The following is a 25594-nucleotide window of genomic DNA, read 5'->3' as shown; positions in this document are numbered from 1 at the left end:
CTCTTCTAGTTCTGAAAAATCAAATTTCCAGTATACAGGGTTTCCAAGGTAACCTCTGAAGGTTCGTTTAGAGAAATCACATCTCCAGGACCAAGAATTTTTCCTGATAGTGACTGTTGCGGATTTACAATCATATCATTGCTCCCGCGGTGATAAATATCCACATGTTGCGCAATCAGGGCTTCACCTTCAAAACGTCCTGCTCCAGCATAAAAACCAACGAATAAATTTTCGGTTTGCCCTGTTATGTAGAAAGACGCCATGTTGTTGGCTACAATTTTCACTTCAGAAGCATTGACATCCAACTTAAAATCTCCAGTCGTAAAACTATCAGGTGCATTGTAATCTTCTGACAGCAATTGAAGAATCGGAAAATTCAAGGTCCCTTCCGAAGAAATATCGTATTGGGTAGAACTTCTGATGGTTTTAATATTTGGTGCCGTTACATAAATCTTGGTCACACCATAGTCCCGCACATAGTTACAAGTATTATTGTCGGCTAATTGCAACTCTCCATCCACTACTTTTACAGATACATCGTTGATAAGATTTTCTCCCGTTTCAACCAGAACCTGAAAATCACCTTCGGCCAGAATCACTTCTATATCCCTATTCACCAAAATCCGTTCAAATTCGGACACTTCAAACTCCTGCTGAATGATGCTTCCTGAAGTTTGGAAACAATCATTGGCATTTTCACTGTCGCAAGCAACTATCAATAATAAAACGAAAATGTAAATTAACTTTCTCATACCTATAATCGAATTCCAACTCCTAGTTCAACGGCTTCTGCTTTAGCTCCATGCGACTTCAATGTTAAAGCGGCAAATATTTTATCTCCAAAATAACGCTTTAATCCCACTCTAAAATAGGTGCGCCCCTCAAAATCGAAAGGATAATACACATAGTATCCTACTTGGGTTACCACCGACATTTTATTGATGAACAATTCGTGACCTGCAAAAATCCCCACACGTTTCCAATCTTCATCCCCAGAAACATTTTCCTCTGGAAAAGCTACCGATTGGTAGTAAATCAATTCCTTTAGAAATTTTGAGAAAAACGCATCAGCTCCTAACTGAATAGCACTTTTATGCCCTAAACGTTTATCGGCATAAGCAGACAGCACATAAAACGGGAACCTGCCACTGTCTATAACGTCGCTTTCATTGATTCCTGTTCGAAACACCAAATTATACTTAATGGGTTCAGTAAATTTCTCCTTTGTTAAATCGTCGATATACTCAGGATCACTTTCCTCCAAACTGTAAACCACCCCTACATTTAACGTCATGGAATTCACGCTAGTATTGGGCGCCTTTACATTGGCATTGGAATAATGAATCAAGCTCAAACCTCCCTGAATTCCAAATCTATCAAAAATGCGTTCTTTTTTGTAATTCAGCATCAAATAAGTACTGCTCAACACATGCGACCCAAAGGCCACATTTTTAAAGTTATCATACTTATCATAAGGATTTGTGGTATAGGCCAATCCTTGACCAATTCGCAACATTAAATTACGCTTAAAAAAGTAGAAGTTATAATGGGCATATAGGGAATAGTTGTTCCCCAAAACATCATTCTTTAAATTTTGATAGGCAAAGGACACACCATAATCTGGATAATTATAGCGCTGTTCCCAATCATTGAACCCAAAGGTTTTCTTGTTCCAACTGACAATAAAACCCTCGGGATGTCCCTTGATTAAATGTAGAATGCTGTTGTTATGAAGCGCTATGTTCCCTTTAAAATAATTGACTTCCACAGTAGAAGACTTGGACTCAGTTTCTTGAGAAAAAAGAACTCCGATCCATAAAAAAAATAGGCAGGAAAATAGATACTTCATAGGCTGGATTCTGGGGCAAAAATAGCAGAATAATTAAAACAAATGTTCTGCAATAGCCTTTATATTGTCACTTTTCCCCATAGAATAATAGTGCAACACAGGCACTCCTGCTTCCAATAATTCCTTGGATTGTTGAATGGCCCATTCTATTCCAACTTGACGTACCGCCTTATTGTCTTTACTGTTTTCGACTGCCGAAATCAACTCTTCCGGCAAATCAATTTTGAATACCTGTGGCAACAATTGTAAATGGCGCTTCACGGCAATAGGTTTGATTCCCGGAATGATTGGCACATCAATGCCTGCTTCTTTTGCAGCTTTTACAAATTCGAAATAACGCTTGTTATCGAAGAACATTTGTGTCACCACATAATCCGCACCGGCATCCACCTTTTCCTTTAAACGCTTCAAATCGGTTTGAAGTGAAGGTGCTTCGATGTGTTTTTCTGGATAACCAGCTACACCAATACAAAAATCAGCTCTATCGTCGGCTTCAATAACATCATGAAGGTATTTCCCCTCATTCAAATCCTGAATCTGTTTTACCAATTCACTTGCATAAGTATGACCTCCTTTAGCAGGCTCAAAATACTTTTGGTGACTCATGGCATCGCCACGTAACGCCATGACATTTTCAATCCCCAGATAATGACAATCTACCAAAACATATTCTGTTTCTTCCTTTGTAAATCCACCGCAGAGTACGTGAGGTACCGTATCGACATTGTACTTATGTTTTATCGATGCACAGATTCCAACCGTTCCTGGACGCATTCTTGTAATCTTTCTATCCAACAAACCATTTCTATCAATATACACGTACTCTTCACGAGATGTAGTGACATCAATGAATGGCGGTTTAAACTCCATTAAAGGATCAATATTGTTGTATAGCTCCTGAATATTGCTCCCCTTTTTTGGAGGTATGATTTCAAATGAAAACAATGTTTTGCCCTTGGCCTGTTTGATATGATCTGTTACTTTCATAATATTTCCCTAAGTTGGAAAAGTGTTTAATTACTGTCTATTTTTATTAAGTACGGCTTCTAAATTAATCAGCCATATTTGGATTTAGCCATTTTTCGGCCTCATCATTTGAAATCCCCCTGCGCTTCGCATAATCCTTCAATTGGTCTTCGGTTATTTTACCCAACCCAAAATATTTGGCGTCTTTGTTGGCAAAATAGTAACCACTTACACTAGCGGCTGGCCACATAGCCAAACTATCGGTCAATTCTACCCCGATGTTTTCCTTCACCTGCAACAATTTCCATATGGTTTTCTTCTCCAAGTGGTCTGGACATGCAGGGTATCCCGGCGCTGGACGGATCCCTTTATAGTTTTCTTTGATTAATTCTTCATTGGATAAATTCTCGCCTTGCGCATAACCCCAAATATCTGTTCTAACCTCCTTATGCAAATATTCAGCGTAAGCTTCTGCCAAACGATCGGCAAGGGCTTTGATCATGATAGAACTATAATCGTCATGGTTATCCTCAAATTGTTTCGCTAATTCAGCCGTTCCAAAACCAGTACTCACACAGAAACAACCTATATAATCCTGTTTTCCTGTCTCTTTAGGCGCCACGAAATCAGACAAGGCAAAATTTGCCACGCCTTCACGCTTATCCAATTGCTGACGTAAGGTTAAGAACGTTGCTTCTACAGCTCCAGATTCATCATACACTTCAATATCATCATCATTCACTGTATTGGCAGAAAACAATCCAAAAACTGCTTTGGTCCCCAATAACTTCTCATCAAAAATGCGTTTTAGCAATACCTGCGCATCGGCATACAATTCAGAAGCATGCTGTCCAACCACCTCATCTTTCAAGATTTCAGGATATTTCCCGTGTAAATCCCAACTTCTAAAAAATGGACTCCAATCTATATAGGCTTCCAATTTGGTGATATCGAAATCTTCTACCACCTGAACCCCCAGTTGCTTTGGCTTTACAATGTCAGCAGCATTCCAATCAATTTTGAATCTGCGCTTTCTAGCTTCTTCAATGGTGACGTAATCCTTCTTTTTCCCGCGCTTTAAAAACTGTTCACGGAATTTCTCATACTCCTCACGAATCTGCTCTTTGTAGACTGCATTGTCCTTCTGCAATAAATTCCCAACCACAGTTACTGCTCTGGAAGCATCATTCACATGCACCACAGCATGTGTGTAATTTGGCGCAATTTTCACAGCGGAATGCGCTCTAGATGTAGTTGCTCCACCAATAAGCAATGGAATCGTAAATTTCTGTTTTTCCATCTCTTTAGACAGATATACCATTTCGTCCAAAGACGGTGTAATCAATCCACTCAAACCAATAGCATCCACCTTTTCGGCTTTTGCCGTTTCTATAATTTTTTCTGGTGGCACCATTACTCCAAGGTCTACAATTTCATAATTGTTACACCCCAATACCACACTTACAATATTTTTACCAATATCGTGGACATCCCCTTTTACGGTCGCCATCAAAATCTTTCCAGCATACTCTTGCTTTCCGTCCTTTTCTGCTTCAATAAATGGTTGTAAATAGGCTACTGCCTTTTTCATCACCCTAGCCGATTTCACCACCTGAGGCAAGAACATTTTTCCGCTTCCGAACAAATCTCCAACCACATTCATCCCAATCATCAAGTGACCTTCAATAACCTCTATCGGTCTTTCAACTGTCAATCTTGCTTCCTCGACATCCTCGATGATAAAAGTGTCAATTCCTTTCACCAAACTATGAGTGATACGGTCTTGCAAGCTATCACTTCGCCATTCCAAAACTTTGGCGACATCTTCCTTTTTATCACCTTTTACGGTTTCTGCAAAATCTAATAAACGCTCCGTGGCATCATCTCTTCTATCCAACAATACATCTTCGACGTGTTCCAATAAATCCTTTGGAATTTCGTCATACACCTCCAACATCGTTGGGTTCACAATACCCAAATTCATTCCGTGCTTGATGGCATGGAATAAAAATGCTGAATTGATGGCTTCACGCACCACATTATTTCCTCTGAAAGAAAAGGACACGTTACTCACCCCTCCCGAAACGTTCGCATATGGTAAGTTTTCACGAATCCATTTTGTGGCATTGAAAAAATCCAACGCATTTAACCTGTGCTCTTCCATCCCCGTTGCTACAGGGAAAATGTTAGGATCGAAAATGATATCTTCTGGCGGGAAATTCACCTCATTCACCAAAATATCATAGGAACGTTTACAGATATCGATACGTCTTTGGTAAGTATCAGCCTGCCCTTCCTCATCAAATGCCATCACAATCACCGCAGCTCCATAGCGCTTTACCAATTTGGCATGATGCACGAAAGTTTCTTTTCCTTCTTTTAAACTGATGGAATTCACCACCGATTTCCCTTGTACCACCTGCAAACCAGCTTCAATGATCTCCCATTTGGAACTATCGATCATAATTGGTACACGGGCAATATCAGGTTCCGAAGCAATTAAATTCAAGAAAGTTACCATGGCCTCCATACCATCCAGCATTCCCTCATCCATATTCACATCGATGATTTGGGCACCACCTTCCACCTGATCTCTGGCCACATCTAGGGCCTCCTCGTACTTTTCTTCCTTTATCAACCTTAAAAACTTGCGAGACCCCGTTACATTGGTTCGCTCTCCTACATTGATAAAATTACTTTCAGGAGTGACTATTAAAGGTTCTAAACCTGAAAGCTTTAAATATTTTGTATGTTTTTCTGACATTGTAATTCTTTTCAAAAACTGTCCCTATGCAGACACTTCAATTTTGCGTGGTTTATATTTAGAAGCCACCTCAGCAATAGCCGTAATATGCTCTGGAGTTGTTCCACAACAACCTCCAATAATATTGATCAAACCATCTTTAAGATAATTTTCAATAAGTACTTGCATTTGCGCAGGAGTTTGGTCGTATTCTCCAAAGGCATTTGGAAGTCCCGCATTTGGATGGGCAGAGGTGAAAAATTCGGTTTCATTTGCCAAACGTCTCAAATAAGGTTGCAACTGATCGGCTCCAAGCGCGCAATTAAACCCTACACTTAGCAATGGAATATGGGAAATGGAAGTTAAAAATGCTTCCACAGTTTGCCCAGAAAGGGTTCTTCCCGAAGCATCCGTGATCGTTCCGGATACCATGACCGGAATATCGATACCTCTCTCCTCTTTTACTTCTTCAATAGCAAATAATGCTGCCTTGGCATTCAAAGTGTCAAATACAGTTTCCACCAACAATAAATCTACGCCACCATCAATCAAGGCCTCTACTTGTTGTTTGTAAGCAACACGCAATTCTTCAAAAGTTACGGCACGAAATTCAGGACGGTTAACATCTGGAGATAAGCTGGCCGTTCTGTTTGTAGGCCCAATACTTCCGGCAATAAAACGAGGTTTATCAGGATTGGCAGCTGTAAATTCATCGGCTACTTTTTTGGCAATCTTAGCAGACTCATAATTCAGTTCATACACCAAATCTTCCATATCATAATCAGCCATACCAATGGTAGTTCCCGAAAACGTATTGGTTTCCACGATATCGGCACCAGCCTCGAAGTATTTACGATGTACTTCGGCAATAGCTTGGGGCTGCGTAAGCGACAACAAGTCGTTGTTCCCCTTCAACGGAGACGGATAATCTTTAAAACGCTCCCCACGAAAATCCTCTTCAGAAAAATTATACCGTTGCAGCATGGTCCCCATAGCACCATCCAGAACTAAAATTCGGTCTTGTAAAACCTGATTAATATTTGACATTTTATTGTGTTTATATTAAAATGTCATCAAGAAAGTAAAAGAAATTACTCGAGGTTATCTGTCCAATTGAGTAGTATTCAACTAGTAGAATTTAGCACCTTCTTTAAAGTTAAAGGGTTGCTAAGGCTTCAACGGGTCTATTCCCTCTGCCTTTCGTGATAACATTTTATATGTTTATGAACTAGGCTGCGAAATTACAGGATAAATAGTTTATAACCAATTTTTATTGAAACAAATCTGAAGAAAGGTAACGATCTCCTATATCGCAAATTACGGCGACGATAAGGCCTTCTTCAATTTCATCGGCTATTTTTAATGCGGTAGCCACGCTTCCGCCACTGCTCATACCACAAAACACCCCTTCTTCTTTGGCCAATCTGTTGGCCACAGTTCGGGCATCTTCTTCGCTTACCTCTATAATTCGATCTACTTTGGAGCGATCGAAAATCTTGGGCAAATAGGCCTCTGGCCATTTTCTAATCCCTGGGATTTTCGCGTCATCGGTTGGTTGGGCACCTACAATGGTTACTGCTTCATTCTTTTCTTTCAGATAAGTGGATACTCCCATGATAGTCCCGGTAGTGCCCATTGCCGAAACAAAATGCGTCACTTGCCCATCCGTATCTTTCCAAATTTCCGGACCTGTGGTTTTGTAGTGGGCTTTCCAGTTGTCATCATTGGCAAATTGATTGAGCATGGAATAGCCTTTTTCTTTTTGAAGTTTTTCAGCCAGATCACGCGAACCTTCTATGCCATCAGCAGCAGGTGTCAGAATAAGTTCCGCTCCATAGGCACGCATGGTTTTGATACGTTCTTCCGTAGAGTTTTCAGGCATGATCAATACCATATTCAAATCCAATAACTGAGCTATAAAAGCCAAAGCAATCCCCGTATTTCCACTGGTAGCCTCAACCAAAGTGTCTCCCTCCGAAATATCACCACGTTTCAATGCTTCAGAAATCATATTGAAAGCGGCTCGATCCTTCACACTGCCTCCTGGATTTTTTCCTTCCAACTTCAAAAATAACCGCACGTTTGGTTTGGAAATGATTCGTTTGACTTCAATAAGTGGTGTATTCCCGATTAAATCGGTTATGGATTTACTTTGAATCATTTGTTGCGTGTACTGATTTTAATTTCTGACTGATAGGTCACCAACGAATTTTCCGGAACCGATTGGGTAATCCAAACATTGGCACCAATAATGCTGTTGGCACCAATCACGATGTCTCCCCCCAAAATTGTGGCATTGGCATAAATGGTGACATTATCCTCAATGGTCGGGTGACGTTTGGTATTGGACAAACTCTTCTTCACCTGAATCCCTCCAAGTGTTACCCCTTGATAAATCTTTACATTTTTTTTTATGATAGAAGTTTCCCCAATCACAATTCCTGTTCCGTGGTCTATAAAAAAGGAGTCTCCAATAGTGGCTCCCGGATGGATATCAATGCCTGTTTTCCCGTGAACACACTCACTCATCATTCTTGCTACGACAGGTACATTCAACTTAAAAAGTTCATGACTCAAACGATGAATGGCAATAGCGTGAAATCCTGGATAGGCCAAATAAATCTCTTCCAAACTTTTACAAGCCGGATCGTTTTTTTCGGTTGCCAAAGCATCCAATTCAATGCGTTTTTTAATGGATGGAATCTTATTTGAAAAGGCGTCCCAAATTTCATTTCCATTTTGAACATTCAATTGCGATACCACATCCAAAAAGACCTGCTTTAAAACTTTCAATTCTTTTTGCTGAACTTCTTCCTCATCAAATAGTGCATAGAAGAGCCGTTTTGTAAAAGTCGCGATATCGTCCTTTAAGCGAAGTTTATATGCCATAGTTGTTATTTCAAACATCTAAATTTAGGGATTACAATTTAAACTGTATTCTAAATAACCGTTAATTTATAGCCTGCACTACTGCTTTTGGAGCTTCTTTTCTCGTGCCGTCAAAACCATCAATACCACTTACGGTAGTATATTTCAATACATACTTTTTACCCGGATTGATGATTTTATAAGCAGATTGACACATTAAAGTCGCTTCATGGAACCCACAAAGTATCAACTTCAATTTACCTTCGTAAGTGTTTACATCTCCAATGGCAAAGATTCCAGGAATATTGGTTTGGTAATCCAAGGTATCCACCTTTATGGCATTTTTTTCAATTTCCAATCCCCAATCACCAATTGGCCCCAATTTTGGAGACAAACCAAACAAAGGAATAAAATGATCGGCTTCGTGTAATATTTTTTCACCGTCTTTGAGAATCGTTACGCCCTCTAATTTGGAATTGCCATGCAAGGCAGTCACCTCTGCTGGAGTCACCAAATTGATTTTCCCCAACAGCTTTAACTCTTGTACTTTTTCTACGGAATCCAAGGCGCCACGGAATTCATTTCGTCTATGGACCAAAGTGACCTCTTCGGCTACATCTGCCAAGAAAATACTCCAATCCAAAGCAGAATCTCCCCCTCCTGAAATCACCACTTTTTTGTTGCGGTACACTTCTGGATCTTTGATAAAATACTCCACACCTTTATCTTCGTAATAAGAAATATTTTCAATCAATGGTTTTCTAGGCTCAAACGACCCCAAACCTCCCGCAATAGCAACCACAGGAGCATGGTGTTTTGTCCCTTTATTGGTGGTTACAATGAAACTTCCGTCTTCCAATTTTTCAATGGTTTCTGCGCGTTCTCCCAAGGTAAACCCAGGTTCAAATTGTTTGCCCTGCTCCAACAAATTATTGGTTAAATCTCCAGCCAATATCTCCGGAAATCCTGGAATATCATAGATTGGTTTTTTAGGATATATCTCCGAGCATTGTCCTCCCGGTTGCGGCAACGCATCAATTAAATGACACTTCAATTTCAATAATCCAGCTTCAAAAACTGTGAACAACCCCGTTGGTCCTGCTCCAATAATCAATATATCTGTTTTTATCATGGTCTCAATTTTTAGTTGATTTTGGATATAGCTATCCCGTAAAATCAATGATTTTTAAAAAATTTTGTTTCTATTTATTCTATGAAAACTGTTGAATTTCTTGGCGTATCGAAGTCAAATGCACTCGGTCGTTGACCACTTCACCCACAATAATTATGGCTGGATTGGATAACTTTTCTTGCTCCACGATTTCACAAATGGTGGCAACTGTACCAATGCCTATTTTTTCTTCTTTTGTAGTTCCATTTTGAATGATTGCTACCGGTGTTTCAGCTTTCCCTTCCTTTTGAAAAGCCTCCATGATTTGAGGCAGCTTGCTCATCCCCATCAAAATAACCACTGTGGCCGTAGATTTGGCCGCAATAGGAATATCATTGGACATTTGATGGTCTTTGGTAGTCCCTGTAATCACCCAAAAACTTTCGGAACTTCCTCGCTTCGTCAAAGGAATGCCTTGGTAAGCGGGCACTGCAATAGCCGATGAAATCCCGGGCACCACATTGCCTTCCACACCAAACCTCTGGGCATATTCCAATTCTTCGGCTCCTCTACCAAACACAAATGGATCGCCTCCCTTTAACCGCACAACATGTCCGTGAATTTTGGCTCTTGCCACAATCAATTCATTGATTTGCTCCTGTTGATAAGCATAGCACCCTTTTCGTTTTCCCACAAAAATGAGTTCAGCTTCCGGCGCTGCATATTCCAACAAAGCACTATTTATCAACGCATCGTACAAAATGACTTGGGCCGAACCAATAGCCTTTACTGCCTTTAGGGTGATCAATTCCGGATCTCCCGGACCTGCTCCCACAACTGTCAATCTTGATCTTAATCTTTCCATCCCCACTTGATTTGTTCATTTAACTGGCCACTTTTTGTGTTTCTGCCCTAAACACTTTCACATTGGACAAGAACACTTTGGCGCTTTCAATATAATTCTCTGCAAATTCTTTAGTAGGGGCATTATTTTTTATTTGATATACCAATTCTGAAAATGTCACTCCCAAACGCACTCGATTCGTTTCCACAAATTCAGCATCGAATTGAGAAATAATCCCTGCTTGGGTATTCACTGAAATATCTTCGGAAATTAAAATTGCTTTTGCCGAGTTCACCATGGAACTGTAAGCGTGATACACTGCCGCCGAATACACTTTATCCTCAAAGGACTGTTCTGCCAATTCAATTTTTTCCTCACTTTCCAAAAACAGTGTCGATACCAAATCGATGACCACACCAGCACATTCTCCAACCCCAATAGCTTTCACATACTTTTCATTCGTTCCCCAATCAATAAAATCTTCTTGGGTTAGGTTGGAAACATCAGACAAATCAGTCAAGAAATCGTAGAAATACTTCTGTCCCTGCTCCAAATAATAGTCCACAAAAGGCTTTCCTTTAGCATTGGCTTCATAGTCATTCAAGATTCTACGCAAGGCCTCAGGCCCTCGTCTACTCGGAACTTTTACCACTTTATCAGCGAAAATCCCATTCCCGTTTCCTTTGTTACCACCTCCTAACAATACTTGCAATGCCGGTGCCACCAATTTATCAGACGTACGAATGGACATTCCCTGAAATCCTATATTGGCCATAGTGTGCTGTCCACAAGCATTCATACAACCACTAATTTTGATAATCAAATCTTCATTATCCAAATATTGCGGATATTCGGCCTTAATGACACGCTCCAACTCTTCGGCAATTCCAGTACTGCTAGCAATTCCTAAATTACAAGTATCTGTTCCTGGGCATGCGGTGATATCTACAGCTTTATTATAACCAAGTTCGGTAAAGCCTAACTTGCTCAACTCTTGATAAAAGAATGGCAACAATTCCTCCTTCACAAAGGGAATTAAAATATTCTGACGTAAGGTCAACCTGATTTCACCGGCAGCAAAAGTCTCTACCAAATCTGCGAGCAATCTGGCTTTATCCGTATAAAAATCACCTAACAATACTTTGATACCAATAGCCACATAACCTTCCTGTTTTTGAGGAACAATGTTAGTAGCCTTCCATTTATTAAAGGTTGCCACATCAACCAATTCAACATTTGGGATAGCAACTTCAACAGGCTTTGATATTGGATACGAATTCGTATCAATAGGCACCGATTTGTATTCTATAGCAGCTTGCTCCTCATCCACCAATTGTTTGAAAGCCTCCAAGCCAATATCCTTTACTAAGAATTTGACACGTGCCTTGGCGCGACTTTTACGCTCTCCATGGCGATCAAAAATTCTCAGAACACCTTCCATCACAGGAATAATTTTATCTGAAGGCAAGAACTCATATAGTACATCGGCATGACGTGGTTGGGAACCCAAACCACCCGCCAGCATTACCTTAAAACCTCTAGTACCATTTTGAATTTTGGCAATGAAGCCCAAATCGTGCATGTAAGACAGTCCTGTATCAGCATCGGAAGCCGAAAATGACACCTTAAACTTGCGCCCCATTTCCTGACAGATAGGATTTCTCAAAAAGAATTTGAACACAGCATCGGCATAAGGCGACACATCGAAAGGTTCACCAATGTCAATTCCCGCTGTTTCACTCGCGGTGACATTTCTTACTGTATTGCCACAAGCTTCACGCAAGGTCACCTCATCACGCTCTAATTCAGCCCAAAGTTCTGGGGTTCTATCCAAATCCACATAATGGATCTGGATGTCCTGACGCGTAGTAATGTGTAATCTCCCTCTAGAATATTCATCCGATACATCTGCAATTCTTCGCAACTGCTTGCTCAATACTTTCCCGTAAGGCAATTTGATGCGAATCATTTGCACCCCATGTTGGCGTTGCCCATAAACTCCACGAGCCAAACGCAGGCTTCGGAATTTCTCCTCATCGATCTTGCCATTATGGAACAGCTCAATCTTATTAGCCAATTCAATAATGTCCCTCTCTACAACCGGATTTTCTATTTCTGTTCTAAAACTTTGCATAATGCCTATTTGCTGTTATTGCAAGTGTATACCACACTCTCTGTTTTTCAATGCCTTTATAGGATCGAAATAATCATGGTTTTTGGGCAGTCCGTGGACTTCCAAATAATTGTCTAAATCTGCATCCGTCCAATAATAAAAGGGGCTCACCTTTAAAATACCGTCCTTACTCAAACTCAAAATATCCTTCTTGCTTCTAAGTTCTGTTTGTCTTACTCTAATGTTGGTAAACCACAAGTCCGGCTGATGTTCTTTAAGCGCTCTTCTGAACGGCTCCAATTTCACAACTTCCGAAAATTCAGCATGATTATCATCTTCCAATCCGGGTAAACCAATAGTGGCATCAATTTCAGCCTTACTTTTTAGGGACTGATACCTATAGATATTCAAATTGTATTGTCTAATCAAATTTGAGGCATGCTCATACGTACTGTTTTCATTATAAAGGGTATCACACCAAATCACCTTAATGCCCTTATCCTTCCTGACCATGGTGCTCAACAATACTGAAGAATACACTCCAAAACTAGTAGTGACAATTCGGTTTTCTGATACAGTTAAAGCCCAGTCAATAATTTCATCTGGTGTTTTGTCTCGCAATACTTGATTCCAATATGCGATATCAATGGTATGTCCAATCATAATTTAAATTTTAATCCCCATTACCCCATCGGAATAGTAGGATTTAAAAACAAAAGTATATAAAATAATTTAAAGTGCTGTGAATTTTAATGTTAAATAATCAAATTATGTCCGCCAAGGACTTATTGTTGAAGATATTAAGCGTGCTATCCCTTACTTCCATCATCAATTTATGGACCGAGCACGTTTTTTCATTCGGGCAGTCTTCACACTTCTCATAGAAGTTCAAACTTACGCAAGGCACCATGGCAATGGGACCTTCCAAAATACGCATTACGGCAGACATTTTGATATCCTTGGGATCCCTAAGTAAGTAATAGCCTCCGCCCTTACCTTTCTTGGATCCCAAGAAACCATTTTTCCGCAATGTTAATAGAATACTCTCCAAAAACTTTTGGGAAATATTTTCATGTTGGGAAATTACCCCTATTTGTACTGGACTAAAATTCTCCTGTCTCGCCAAGAATGTTAGTGCCTTAAGACCGTATTTGGTTTTCTTTGAAAGCATTGCTCAAATATAACCAAATTCTAATATCAATCTAAGGCCTGTTTTAAATCGGCAATAATATCCTCAAAATGTTCCAAACCTACAGAAACCCTTACCAATCCATCGGTAATCCCAACTTCCAATCTGTCAGCTTCACTTAATTTACTATGTGTTGTTGAGGCCGGATGCGTTACAATCGTTCTCGTGTCTCCCAAATTAGCTGAGAGTGAGGCCATTTTTAGAGCATCCAAAAACTTACGCCCAGCTTCCACGCCTCCTTTAATTTCAAAAGCTACAATATTCCCGCCTTGCTTCATTTGCTTTTTGGCAATTTCATACTGCGGATGTGATTTTAAAAATGGATATTTCACAAAATTGACATTGTCATGGCTTTCTAAAAATTCTGCCACCTTCAAGGCATTTTCGCAATGTCTGTCTACGCGAACAGGCAAGGTTTCTACGCTTTTGGACAACACCCAAGCATTAAATGGCGACAAAGACGGCCCTGTATTTCTTGAGAACAAATAAATCTCTCTAATCAACTCCTTACTTCCAACAGTCACTCCCCCTAACACGCGACCTTGTCCGTCGATTAATTTAGTTGCTGAATGAATTACCAAATCGGCACCAAACTTAATTGGGTTTTGCAAATAAGGTGTGGCAAAACAATTATCAATAACCAATAGGATGTTATGTTTCTTCGCAATCTTGCCCAATAACTCCAAATCCAGAATATCTACCGCTGGATTGGTAGGCGTTTCAGCATATAGAATTTTGGTGTTAGGCTGAATCAATTCCTCAATTTTATCAACTTCGCTTTCCTTAAAATAGGTAGTTTCAATATTCCACTTTGGAAGATAGGTGGTAAACAAAGCGTGTGTAGAACCAAATACACTTCGGCAGGACACCACATGATCTCCTGCATTCAACAAAGCCGCAAAAGTTGAAAACACTGCCGACATTCCCGTGGCATAAGCATAACCTGCTTCAGCACCCTCCAATTTGCAGATCTTCTCCACAAACTCCGAAGTATTTGGGTTGGTAAAACGGCTGTAAATATTGCGTTCCTTTTCCTCTGCAAAGGAGGCACGCATGTCCTCGGCATCATCAAATTTAAAACTTGAGGTGAGATACAAAGGCGCTGAATGCTCTGAAAACTGCGAACGCTCCAACTGTGTTCTGATAGCTTCAGTTTCGAAATGTTTTTGACTCATGACAATAGGTGTTTTGTGTTCCAAATTGAATTTTGGAATTGTGTTTTCTTATTAGTTAATGTGTTTAGACAATCGCAAAATATCACCAAAGACACCTCTTGCGGTTACTTCGGCACCTGCGCCTGCCCCTTGAATTACGATTGGCTGCTCTCCATACGATTCTGTGAAAATCTCAAAAATGGCATCGGAACCTTTTACATGACCCAAAGTGCTGTCTTCTGGAATAGAAACCAGTTTTACTTCCAAATTACCCTTCTCCTGAGACAGGTCACCAAACAAATCTCCAACATATCTCAACACATGGCCCGGTTCCTGTTGTTCTTTGATTTTTTGGAATTCCTCATCAAGCACATCCAATTGCCCCAAAAATTCCTGAACTGAAATATTTCTATAAGCTTCAGGGATTAAATTTTGAACCGACACATCTTCAAATTCGTTATGCAAATCCAACTCGCGAGCCAAGATTAATAATTTACGTGCTACATCATTCCCAGAGAAATCTTCTCTTGGATCTGGCTCCGTAAATCCTTTATCGATAGTTTCCTGAACAATGGCGCTGAACGGTTTGTCCTGAACAGAAAAGTTATTGAACAGGTAACTTAAGGTTCCCGAAAACACCCCTCTAATTCTAGTAATGTTTTCACCAGATTCGTGCAATAACTTGATGGTGTCAATTAATGGCAATCCAGCACCTACCGTAGTTTCGTAAAGGTATTGTTTGTTGTGCTCTTTTAAATGTTCTCTCAAGTCGGTGTAAAAATCGTGGGAAATAGTGTTGGCAATTTTATTGGACGACACCAAATCAAATCCCGCTTCCACCAATGGCTTGTAATTTTCATGGAACACCCCGCTTGCAGTATTATCCACAGCTATCAAGTTTTCCAAATGGTGTTTTTTGGCAAAATCCACTATATCCTGAAGTTGATATCCTGAAGTTTCAGCTTTTAAGGCTTCTTTCCAATTTTCATCAACACCATTTTTATCTAAAATCACCTGTTTTGAATTGGCTATAGCGAATACATTCAAACTAATTCCTTTACGCTTTTCAATCTCATCTTTTGATTTCAAAATCTGATTGATCAAAGCACCTCCAACCAATCCGTGGCCAAAAATGGCAATGTTGATTTTCTTGGAAATCCCGAAAATCTCTCCATGAATAACATTGACAGCCTTATGCAATTGATGCTTTTTCACCACCAAACTCACATTTCTACCAGTCACCGTATTGTTAAACAATAGCGGTGTAATTTGGTTTTTGATCAAGGCATTGAATGGCTTGTGGAACGAGCTCAACTCAATCCCAATAATAGAAATTACCGACACATCATCTACCACGCCAATTTTGTTAACGTCTTGAGTGTAAAAATCATTTTCAAATTCACGCTCCAAGGCCACCACAGCTTGCGTTGCTTTTGAAGCATCTATGATCAAACCAATTCCTCTTTCCGAAGATCCTTGCGACACAATGCTTACACTAATATTTTGATCACTCAAGGCTTTAAAAATTCGGGCATCCACACCAACTTTTCCTAAAAGACCTCTTCCTTCAAAATTCAATAGCGCCACATTATCCAAAACCGACAATGAAGTTACTTCCTTATTGCTTGGTTTGGCCGTAATCAAGGTACCTTCCCCATCGGAATTGAAGGTGTTCAAGATTCTTAAATTGATATTTTTTTCCACCAATGGAATGATGGTTTTAGCATGCAGTACACTGGTTCCAAAGTTTGCCAATTCATTCGCTTCGCTAAAGGACAGCTCTCTAATTTTTTGGGCATCGGCAACCAAATCTGGATTGGCCGTATAAATACCATTTACATGTGTGTAATTTTGCAATTCTTCTGCATCCAAGAAATTGGCCAACAAAGAAGCAGAATAGTTGCTTCCGTTACGTCCCAAAGTGGTAGTTTCTCCATCCAAATTCGATGCAATGAACCCTGTAACAATATTCACCGTAGAGCCATTGAATTTCTTAAAATGCTCCACAACTTTCTCTTTGGAAATCTTTTGAATAGGCTGAGAGTTTCCAAAGTCCCCTTCGGTTTTTATCAAGGTTCTCGAGTCCGTTGCATTAGCATTAATGCCTTTTCCTTTTAATATTTCTGCAATAATTTTTGCAGACAATAATTCCCCGAAAGCCAATACTTGGCTTTTGATTTTTTCACTGTAATCCCCAAGCAAAGCCACCCCTTCGAAAATATTTTCCAAAGCCGAAAACTCACCTGTAAAATCAATACTTGGCAGTGGCTCTACTTGATAGGCTTTGAAAGCTTCAAAATCGGGTTTGTACACTTCCTTCTTAGAAGCTTTTTCAAGCAAAGCTTCCAATTCGTCCGTGGCATTCCCCCTAGCCGATACAACCACTGCTATTTTTTCGCCATCATTAACCTTTTTCTCTATGATTTCAAGGGCTCTTGTAAGACCTTCTCCATTTCCTAAAGACTTCCCGCCAAACTTCAATATTTTCATTCTCTTGTGTTTTGTATCTGGGCTAAAAATGCCCTCTATAATTTTTTCTAACTGTTCAAATTCTATTAAAAATGCATCGTGACCATGATCTGAATGGATTTCGTGATAGGTCACATTTGGATGCGTTGCGGCCAGCTGTTTTTGGGTTTCCCTGTTTTCTTCCGCTGTAAAAAATAAATCGGAATCCACCCCTACAATGGCAATTTTGGAACTGATGATGTCCAATATATTTTCGTTGGCTTCTCTTCCTTTGGTAACGTCAATGGTTTTCAGCAACTGGTTCATCAATTTGTAGGCCGACAACTGAAAACGTTCCTGCAACTTATTACCATGATGTAACAACCAACTCTCTACATTAAAAATTTCCAATTCATTATTAATACTTCTTTGGAAACGCTCCTTAAACGACTTAGGTGTTCTGTAGCATAGCATGGCGTGCATTCGGGCATCATGTACTGGATTGTTGGAATTCACCAAAAACTGCTCTTGAATTTGACAATTGGCAATCAACCAATCGGTCGATTTCCAGTCGGTTGCCACCGGGATTAAATACTCGGCTAGATTAGGTTTCAAAACGGCCATTTCCCAAGCAATCCCACCTCCTAGCGAACCGCCTATCAAGGCAAACACCTGTTGAATGTTTAGTTCTTCCAAACCTTTTAAAAACAATTTGGCAACATCACGCGCTACAAAATCCTTATAGTTTTCAATTAGGAATCCGTCGTACCCATTACCTGGAATATTAAAGGCTAGCACCGTGAATTTTTTGGTATCGATAATTTTATCGTCTCCAATCAAGCTTCCCCACCAGCCATCGTCTCCGGCAACATTACTGTTTCCTGTAAGAGCATGATTTACCACTACTATTGGGGCTTCATGAAGCGGTAGCCCAAATGTTTGATAAGATAATTGTATTGGCAATTCTACTCCGCTTTCAAGAGTAAAATTATCCAGTTGTATGAATTTAAGTGCTTTCATTTCAAAATTAAAAATTTAAAAACAAAAAGCTCGAGCCCAATTGGGCATACCTAAATAGAATATGTTACAAAGAATTTATAGAAAATTACAGACTGTAATTCTCGTTGGGTTATCTATCCAAAAACACGTTGCTTTTAGTAGAATGTAGCACCTTCTTTATTGCTAAAGGGTTGCTAAGGTTTCGTTGGGTCTAATCCCTCCACCTTTCTTGATAACATTTTCAATAAGTGAGTGAACTTTGTGAGTGCAAATATTCAGTTAGAAAAACTTAAAATCCAAATTTATTCTCCACTTTTTGAATTTTTTATGATTTTATCATGAAAATTCGGCCAAATACTTTTCCCTGATAATTTGGGCTACAGGCTTGTTGTAAATTTTGCTTTCCAACCAAGAAACAATATCTAAATAAAGGAATGCACGTCGCTCATAGGGATCATTTTCATAAGTTTTAAAGGTTTTATGAAGTTCTATAAAAGCTTTCTTAATATCTTGGGGGTACACATCCTGAAGCCCTTTAATGAACTTAATCATTTCTTTTTGGACTTCGTAAAGATCGTTGATCTTCAACAGAAATTTATACGTGCTCCTCAAGAGCTTTTCAATATGATAATCATACCCGCCTTCGTAGTGAGCAACTAGGTTCAATACTCTTGAAAAACAGAGCAAATCTTCACGCATGGAAAGTGATTTATTAGAGATAATTTTGTCTAGATACGCAATACATTCCTTGTTGTTTCCTGCTCCAAAATGCATACTCGCAAACTTGTAATAAAACACCATAGTATGATGTTCGTCGATACGATCTTTATAAGACTGTAAATCCTTTTCAATTATGGGGATTAGATACAAACCTTCCTGAAAACTGCCATCTATGAAGTAATAATTAAGTCTGTTAACATTCAAATACAGGAACGTAAGCGCTTCCACATTTTCATCTTTAGGAAAGGACTTTGCCGCTACAATACTTTCAAACTTTCTTAAATAATGGTCAAACTTGCGCTTGTTTTTGGTGTAGAACAAGGCTTCCAATAGGTAATTGTTTCCTTTAATAAAAAACACGGGATTTAAGTCTACCATGTCTGGGTGCTGCTCAAAAAGCTTTACCCAACGTAAGGCATATTTATAGCAATTCAAAAAATCCTGAAGTAAAAAGCTGTACCATAAGTTGGCCTTATAAAGCCATAAACGCTCCCTAAATCCCAGTTCGTTGATATCATACTTTGGCAAACGGGCTTGAAAATAATCCCTTATTTGCTTGGCTTCGGCTTCATTTTTAACGTAACCTATCTTTAGAAACAAGCCATAAAGCTGCAAGGATAAATTGGAAAGTTTACTTGCTATAACATTGGCCTTGCTCAGTTCTTTCGCCTGAATGGTCAACTCATCGGCTCGCCCACTGATACTTCTTGTTATGTATTGTGATTCGATGATTTTTTCAAGCTCCACAATTTCAAAAGCTAAATTCTTTTCTTCACTTTGAATAGCCAATTCCTTGGACTTATCTAATATTTTCAAGGCTTGTTTATAAAGTCCTTTATGGTATAAAATAGAAGCAAAATCTAATTGTTCCCTTAATTGTGATCTTGTGTTTTGGTGAGATGGGTTCAATCTAAGGCTAATCAGTATTTGTTTGTATAAATGAGCCTTAACATTGGCCAATTGTTGTTTTTTGACCACTCCACTTTTTAGGATAATAGCCTCATCATACACAGAAAGCCTATCCATGATATTGAACAGGTTCAAAAACTTGGAATCCTCATTAACTCCCAACCGTCCTACATACAGTTTAAACTGGCGTTTTTCCGATTTTGTCATGGACTTCACCAGTAGAAACAAATTGTCTTTCAAATCCTTAGTCATCGAACAAAAATAAACGTTAAATACTTATTTTACAGCGTTTTACAACGCAAAACAACAGTTGAACATCGTAATACATATTAAAAACCGAAGTATAATGTATAACCAAAGTATAAATTCGTAAGACAATACAAAAATATATTTCTATAAATGTCTAAAGAGCACGTACAAATTTTTGACACCACCTTAAGAGATGGTGAACAGGTTCCTGGGTGTAAGCTAAATACAACCCAAAAGTTGATTATTGCCAAAAAGTTGGACCAACTAGGAGTAGATGTTATTGAAGCAGGATTTCCGGTTTCCAGTCCTGGCGACTTTGAATCTGTTGAGGCCATTTCCAAATTAGTAAAAAATGCTACAGTTTGTGGTTTGACTAGAGCTGTTGAAAACGATATTAAAGTTGCCGCAGAAGCCTTGAAGTATGCTAAACGACCTAGAATACATACAGGTATTGGAACTTCCGACTCCCATATAAAATTTAAATTCAACTCTACCAGAGAACAAGTTTTGGTACGGGCCTACGAAGCCGTAAAATATGCCAAATCCTTTGTTGAAGATATTGAATTTTATGCCGAAGATGCGGGAAGAACAGACAATGAGTATTTAGCTCGTATTTGTGAAATGGCCATTAAAGCTGGTGCTACCGTTTTAAATATTCCTGATACAACGGGTTATTGTTTGCCTAGTGAATATGGAGCAAAGATCAAATACCTAAAAGAAAATGTAAAAGGTATTGAAAAGGCCATCTTGTCTTGCCATTGCCATAACGATTTAGGATTGGCCACAGCCAATTCCATAGAAGGAGTCATCAATGGAGCACGCCAAATTGAATGTACTATCAACGGTATTGGCGAACGCGCAGGAAACACCGCTTTGGAAGAAGTCGTCATGATTTTAAAACAACACCCGTACTTAAACTTGGATACCCACATTAAAACTCCAGAGTTATACGGTATCAGCCAATTGGTATCTGAACAAATGGGCGTGTACACCCAACCTAATAAGGCCATCGTAGGCTCCAATGCCTTTGCACACAGCTCAGGAATTCATCAAGATGGCGTCATTAAAAACAGAGAAACCTACGAAATCATCGATCCTAAAGACGTAGGCGTTACTGAATCTGCCATTGTATTAACGGCCAGAAGCGGGAGAGCTGCCTTGGCCTATAGAGCCAAAAACATCGGCTACGAATTAACCAAATTGCAATTGGATGAAATCTATGCCAGTTTCTTAAATTTTGCCGATAGTAAAAAAGAAGTCGATGACAGTGATATTCACCATATCATCGAAACTAGTAATGTATATCAACAAATAATTAGCGCGTAATGGGAAAGACCTTATTTGATAAAGTTTGGGATGCGCACGTTGTGGACTCCATTCAGGATGGACCACAAATATTATATATTGACAAACACTTAATTCATGAAGTTACCAGCCCACAGGCTTTTAACGAACTTGAAGAACGAGATATTCCAATATTTAGGCCAAACCAAATTGTGGCCACCGCAGACCATAACACTCCTACAAAAAATCAACACTTACCGGTTAAGGATGAGCTGTCCAGAAATCAGTTAAAACAGCTCGCCGAAAACTGTCATAAAAATAATATTACACTCTACGATTTAGGACATCAATACAATGGCATCGTCCATGTTATGGCTCCTGAACTAGGCATCACACAACCAGGTATGACCATGGTTTGTGGCGATTCGCACACCTCTACCCATGGAGCTTTTGGTGCCATTGCCTTTGGTATTGGGACCAGTCAGGTAGCACAGGTATTTGCAAGTCAATGTTTGTTATTGACAAAGCCTAAAAGTTTACGTGTAACGGTTAATGGCAAGTTAAAGAATGGCGTCCTACCCAAAGATGTCATTCTTTATATCATTTCAAAATTGGGCACCAATTCAGGGACAGGCTATTTCTGCGAATATGCGGGAGACGTGTTTGAAAACATGAGTATGGAAGGTCGGATGACCGTTTGTAATATGAGTATTGAAATGGGTGCTCGAGGCGGTATGATTGCCCCAGACGAAACCACTTTTGAATACATCAAGGGCAGAGAATTTGCGCCTAAAGGCGAGGAATTCGAAAACAAAGTTGCCTATTGGAAAACATTGCCTACAGATGCCAATGCGACCTTTGACAAAGAATACGTTTTTGATGCCCAAGATATTGAACCCATGATTACCTACGGAACCAATCCTGGTATGGGTATTAAAATTTCTGAACAAATCCCTATTTTGAATGATGCTTCTTTTGAAAAATCCTTGGAATATATGGATTTCCAAAAAGGAGAATCCTTGATAGACAAACCTATCAACTATGTATTTATTGGTAGTTGTACCAATTCTAGAATTGAAGATTTTAGAGTAGCTGCCAATTACATTAAGGGCAAACATAAGGCCGACAACGTCACTGCGTGGTTGGTTCCTGGAAGTAAGCAAGTAGAAGCCCAAATTATAGAAGAAGGCTTAAAAGATATTTTTGAAACTGCCGGTTTCGAATTGCGACAACCAGGTTGTTCTGCTTGTTTGGCTATGAACGATGATAAAATACCCCAGGGCGAATACTGCGTTTCTACTTCCAATAGAAATTTTGAAGGACGTCAAGGCCAGGGTGCCAGAACCATTTTGGCAAGTCCATTGGTGGCAGCAGCTACAGCAGTTGCAGGAAAAATAGTTGATGTATCAAAAGCCTTTGAAAATGCTTTTGAAAAAGAATTAATGAGCTAAACCTTTCAACGGAAAGGAATCAAATATGGAAAAGTTTACAACATTACAGTCAAGAGCCATTCCGTTGGCCATTGAAAATATAGATACCGATCAAATCATTCCTGCTCGCTTTTTAAAAGCAACAGACAAGCAAGGATTTGGCGACAATGCCTTTAGGGATTGGCGTTACGACAAACATGGAAATCTCAATACAGGATTCCCTTTAAATGACTCAAAATACACGGGAAGCATTTTGGTTGCCGGAGATAATTTTGGATGCGGCTCCAGTCGCGAACATGCTGCATGGGCTTTGGTCGGTTATGGTTTTAAAGTAATCGTTTCAAGTTTTTTTGCTGATATCTTTAAAGGAAATGCTTTGAACAATGGGTTGCTGCCGGTTCAGGTGAGTGAAGCCTATCTAGAAACTTTATTGAATACCATTAAGGCAAATCCAGAAACCGAACTCATTGTTGATTTAGAAAATCAAACCATTGGCATTAAAGGTACCGACCAACAGGAAAGTTTTGAGATTGACGCTTACAAAAAAACCTGCATGATTAATGGGTATGATGATATTGATTATTTATTAAGTAAAAAAGAAGCCATTGAGGCTTTTGAATTAAGTAGAACAAACTAACAAGTAGAGAAGGCTACAAATGGTCCTTCACATAAAGAAATGAAATTAGATATTGCTGTTTTATCAGGAGATGGAATTGGTCCAGAGGTGACCGATCAGGCAATTAAGGTATTAAAGGCCATCGCACAGGAATTCAACCATAGCTTTAGATTCAAGTCGGCTCTTGTTGGAGCCATTGCAATCGACGAAACAGGTTCCCCTTTACCAGATGCCACTTTAGACATTTGCAAACATAGTGATGCCGTGTTATTTGGAGCTATTGGCGATCCTAAATATGATAACGACCCTTCAGCAAAAGTGCGTCCCGAACAGGGGTTGCTTAAACTTAGAAAGGAGCTGGGATTGTTTGCCAATATCAGACCTGTAAAAGCTTACGACAGTCTTGTAGGGGCATCACCACTTAAGGAAGAAAACATAAAAGGAACCGATATTAGTATCTACCGTGAATTGACTGGAGGCATCTATTTTGGAGACAAATATTTAAGTGATGATGGCAACACTGCTTCTGATCTTTGTTTGTATACACGGGAAGAAATTGAACGCATTGCCCACTTAGCCTTTAAGGCTGCTCAAACGAGAAGCAAGAAACTCACCTTGGTAGACAAGGCCAATGTTTTGGAATCTTCCCGTTTATGGAGAAAAGTAGTGACCGAGCTTTCCACCTCTTACCCTGATGTAACTTTAGATTTCTTGTTTGTAGATAATGCTGCCATGCAAATGATTCTCAATCCAAAACAGTTTGATGTTATTTTAACCGAAAACATGTTTGGAGACATCATCAGTGATGAAGCCAGTGTTATTGGAGGGTCTATTGGGCTTTTGGCCTCGGCGTCTGTAGGTAATAAACACGCCATGTTTGAACCTATTCATGGCTCCTATCCACAGGCAAAAGGCAAAAACATCGCCAATCCAATTGCATCTATTCTATCCGCCGCTATGTTACTAGATCATTTTGGTTTGCATGATGAAGCGGATATGGTTAGGAATGCCGTAGAAAAATCGGTTCAATTAGAAATAATGACCCCTGATTTGAATTCAAAATATAACAACATAACAACTGCTAAGGTTGGTGATTTCATTGAGGATTTCATCAACAATCCTAAAGACAGTAATATTAATTTCACTAACATCCATTTGGGTCAGTCTACAATAATCTGAAACGTTTAAGAAAACTATGTCTTCTTTAGGATATAAAAAAGCACTCAATTGAGTGCTTTTTGCTTTCATACTCTTTAAAAAACTATCCGTTCTTAATAATTATGACTCACTTTTTACGAGGGGTTCTCTAATAGATTTATTAATTTTAACATTCAGAAAATTTAATTCTATGGAAATTTTAGGAATCGATGTCGGCGGATCGGGCATGAAGGGAGCATTAGTGAATACCATCACAGGAGAACTTGTCACCAAAAGATATAGAATACCAACACCTCCATCGCGAAAACCGGAAGACATGGCAAAAGTGTTTGCACAGATAGTAAAACATTTTGACTATTCGGGCCCTATTGGTTGCGGGTTTCCCAGCATAATCAAACATGGAATTTGTAAAGCTTCCGGAAACCTCCATGAAGAATGGGATCACGTCAATGTAGAGGAGTTATTTTCGAAAGAAGTTCATTTACCCGTTACGGTTATTAATGATGCTGATGCAGCTGGATATGCGGTAATGAATTATGGCATTGGCCAAGGAAAACCTGGGTTAGTCCTAACCATTACCATAGGTACTGGTTTGGGTAGCGGTGCTTTTTATGACGGTAAATTGATTCCTAATTTTGAATTAGGTCAAATCCCTTATAAAAAGTATGAAAAAATTGAACAGTGGGCTGCCGCTTCTTCAAAAAAGGACAAGAATTTAAGCTTTAAGAAATGGGGCAAACGCTTCAACATCTTCCTTGGTTTGGTTGAAACATTGGTGTGCCCCGATTTAATTATTCTTGGAGGAGGCACATCAGACGATTTTGATAAATTCAAAAAGTACATTACTATTGAAACGCCTGTTGTTCCTGCCCATTTAGGAAACCATGCTGGCATTATAGGTGCCGCTTGTGCTGCCACACACCAAATTCCAAAAACCTATTAAG

General features: G+C 39.4%; 20 protein-coding genes and 2 riboswitches. Of the genes, 5 read left to right on the top strand and 15 right to left on the bottom strand.

The features are described 5' to 3' along the window. Nucleotides 1–5: 5 nt before the first annotated feature. The 15 genes from BKM32_RS07425 to BKM32_RS07355 form a co-directional block, all read right to left on the bottom strand. Nucleotides 6–752, bottom strand: coding sequence for a head GIN domain-containing protein (locus tag BKM32_RS07425; RefSeq protein ID WP_076663256.1), 747 nt, complete (start codon nt 750–752; stop codon nt 6–8). Nucleotides 753–754: 2 nt separating this feature from the next. Beyond that, entirely contained in the window at nt 755–1849 is a 1095-nt protein-coding gene (locus tag BKM32_RS07420) for an acyloxyacyl hydrolase (RefSeq protein ID WP_076663255.1), read from the bottom strand. Nucleotides 1850–1882: 33 nt separating this feature from the next. Continuing rightward, a complete protein-coding gene (metF, locus tag BKM32_RS07415; protein WP_076663254.1) occupies nt 1883–2836 on the bottom strand; it encodes a methylenetetrahydrofolate reductase [NAD(P)H] in 954 nt (317 codons plus the stop codon). 64 nt (nt 2837–2900) lie between these two features. Next, nucleotides 2901–5579 carry a methionine synthase gene (metH, locus tag BKM32_RS07410; protein WP_076663253.1) on the bottom strand — a complete coding sequence of 893 codons (2679 nt, stop codon included), beginning with the start codon at nt 5577–5579 and terminating at the stop codon, nt 2901–2903. Nucleotides 5580–5603: 24 nt separating this feature from the next. Then, on the bottom strand, nt 5604–6605 hold the full coding sequence (locus BKM32_RS07405; RefSeq protein WP_076663252.1) for a homocysteine S-methyltransferase family protein: 1002 nt from the start codon (nt 6603–6605) through the stop codon (nt 5604–5606). 51 nt (nt 6606–6656) lie between these two features. Further along, nucleotides 6657–6770, bottom strand: a riboswitch (SAM riboswitch). 58 nt (nt 6771–6828) lie between these two features. After that, nucleotides 6829–7719: a cysteine synthase CysM gene (cysM, locus tag BKM32_RS07400; protein ID WP_371328829.1), complete on the bottom strand. Its 891-nt coding sequence runs from the start codon at nt 7717–7719 to the stop codon at nt 6829–6831. Further along, nucleotides 7716–8447 (bottom strand): serine O-acetyltransferase EpsC, encoded by a 732-nt coding sequence (gene epsC, locus BKM32_RS07395; protein WP_253187431.1) that lies wholly within the window; start codon nt 8445–8447, stop codon nt 7716–7718. Before epsC ends, cysM begins: the two co-directional genes overlap by 4 nt. Before the next feature lie 61 nt (nt 8448–8508). Continuing rightward, nucleotides 8509–9558: an NAD(P)/FAD-dependent oxidoreductase gene (locus tag BKM32_RS07390; protein WP_076663250.1), complete on the bottom strand. Its 1050-nt coding sequence runs from the start codon at nt 9556–9558 to the stop codon at nt 8509–8511. 79 nt (nt 9559–9637) lie between these two features. Next, on the bottom strand, nt 9638–10402 hold the full coding sequence (gene cobA / locus BKM32_RS07385) for a uroporphyrinogen-III C-methyltransferase (RefSeq protein ID WP_076663249.1): 765 nt from the start codon (nt 10400–10402) through the stop codon (nt 9638–9640). Nucleotides 10403–10421: 19 nt separating this feature from the next. Beyond that, nucleotides 10422–12515, bottom strand: coding sequence for a HEPN domain-containing protein (locus BKM32_RS07380; RefSeq protein WP_076663248.1), 2094 nt, complete (start codon nt 12513–12515; stop codon nt 10422–10424). Between the two features lie 15 nt (nt 12516–12530). Next, nucleotides 12531–13157 (bottom strand): phosphoadenosine phosphosulfate reductase family protein, encoded by a 627-nt coding sequence (locus BKM32_RS07375; RefSeq protein ID WP_053978472.1) that lies wholly within the window; start codon nt 13155–13157, stop codon nt 12531–12533. Nucleotides 13158–13257: 100 nt separating this feature from the next. Then, a complete protein-coding gene (locus tag BKM32_RS07370; protein WP_053978473.1) occupies nt 13258–13665 on the bottom strand; it encodes an Rrf2 family transcriptional regulator in 408 nt (135 codons plus the stop codon). Nucleotides 13666–13691: 26 nt separating this feature from the next. After that, the gene (locus BKM32_RS07365; RefSeq protein ID WP_076663247.1) at nt 13692–14858 is read right to left on the bottom strand and encodes an O-succinylhomoserine sulfhydrylase; all 1167 of its coding nucleotides are present in this window, start codon (nt 14856–14858) and stop codon (nt 13692–13694) included. Between the two features lie 51 nt (nt 14859–14909). Continuing rightward, on the bottom strand, nt 14910–18305 hold the full coding sequence (gene thrA, locus BKM32_RS07360) for a bifunctional aspartate kinase/homoserine dehydrogenase I (RefSeq protein WP_076663246.1): 3396 nt from the start codon (nt 18303–18305) through the stop codon (nt 14910–14912). Nucleotides 18306–18411: 106 nt separating this feature from the next. Further along, nucleotides 18412–18523, bottom strand: a riboswitch (SAM riboswitch). A 97-nt stretch (nt 18524–18620) separates the two neighbouring features. Then, nucleotides 18621–20165, bottom strand: a complete 1545-nt coding sequence (locus BKM32_RS07355; RefSeq protein ID WP_076663245.1) for a hypothetical protein — start codon at nt 20163–20165, stop codon at nt 18621–18623. A gap of 147 nt (nt 20166–20312) precedes the next feature. Between BKM32_RS07355 and BKM32_RS07350 the strand changes: the two genes are divergently transcribed. From BKM32_RS07350 to ppgK, 5 genes are all read left to right on the top strand, one after another. Next, the gene (locus BKM32_RS07350) at nt 20313–21488 is read left to right on the top strand and encodes a 2-isopropylmalate synthase (protein WP_076663244.1); all 1176 of its coding nucleotides are present in this window, start codon (nt 20313–20315) and stop codon (nt 21486–21488) included. After that, the gene (gene leuC / locus BKM32_RS07345; RefSeq protein WP_076663243.1) at nt 21488–22897 is read left to right on the top strand and encodes a 3-isopropylmalate dehydratase large subunit; all 1410 of its coding nucleotides are present in this window, start codon (nt 21488–21490) and stop codon (nt 22895–22897) included. Before BKM32_RS07350 ends, leuC begins: the two co-directional genes overlap by 1 nt. A 25-nt stretch (nt 22898–22922) precedes the next feature. Then, complete coding sequence (leuD, locus tag BKM32_RS07340; protein ID WP_076663242.1) at nt 22923–23513, top strand: 3-isopropylmalate dehydratase small subunit; 591 nt, start codon at nt 22923–22925, stop codon at nt 23511–23513. 39 nt (nt 23514–23552) lie between these two features. After that, nucleotides 23553–24671, top strand: a complete 1119-nt coding sequence (gene leuB / locus BKM32_RS07335; protein ID WP_076663241.1) for a 3-isopropylmalate dehydrogenase — start codon at nt 23553–23555, stop codon at nt 24669–24671. Nucleotides 24672–24840: 169 nt separating this feature from the next. After that, nucleotides 24841–25593: a polyphosphate--glucose phosphotransferase gene (gene ppgK, locus BKM32_RS07330; protein WP_076663240.1), complete on the top strand. Its 753-nt coding sequence runs from the start codon at nt 24841–24843 to the stop codon at nt 25591–25593. Nucleotide 25594 lies beyond the last annotated feature (1 nt).

The sequence above is a fragment of the Mangrovimonas sp. DI 80 genome (assembly GCF_001975575.1).
In the GTDB taxonomy this organism is placed as follows: Bacteria; Bacteroidota; Bacteroidia; order Flavobacteriales; family Flavobacteriaceae; genus Mangrovimonas_A; species Mangrovimonas_A xylaniphaga.
Note: the sequence above shows the minus strand (reverse complement) of the source record. Positions and strands in the feature narration are given on the sequence as shown.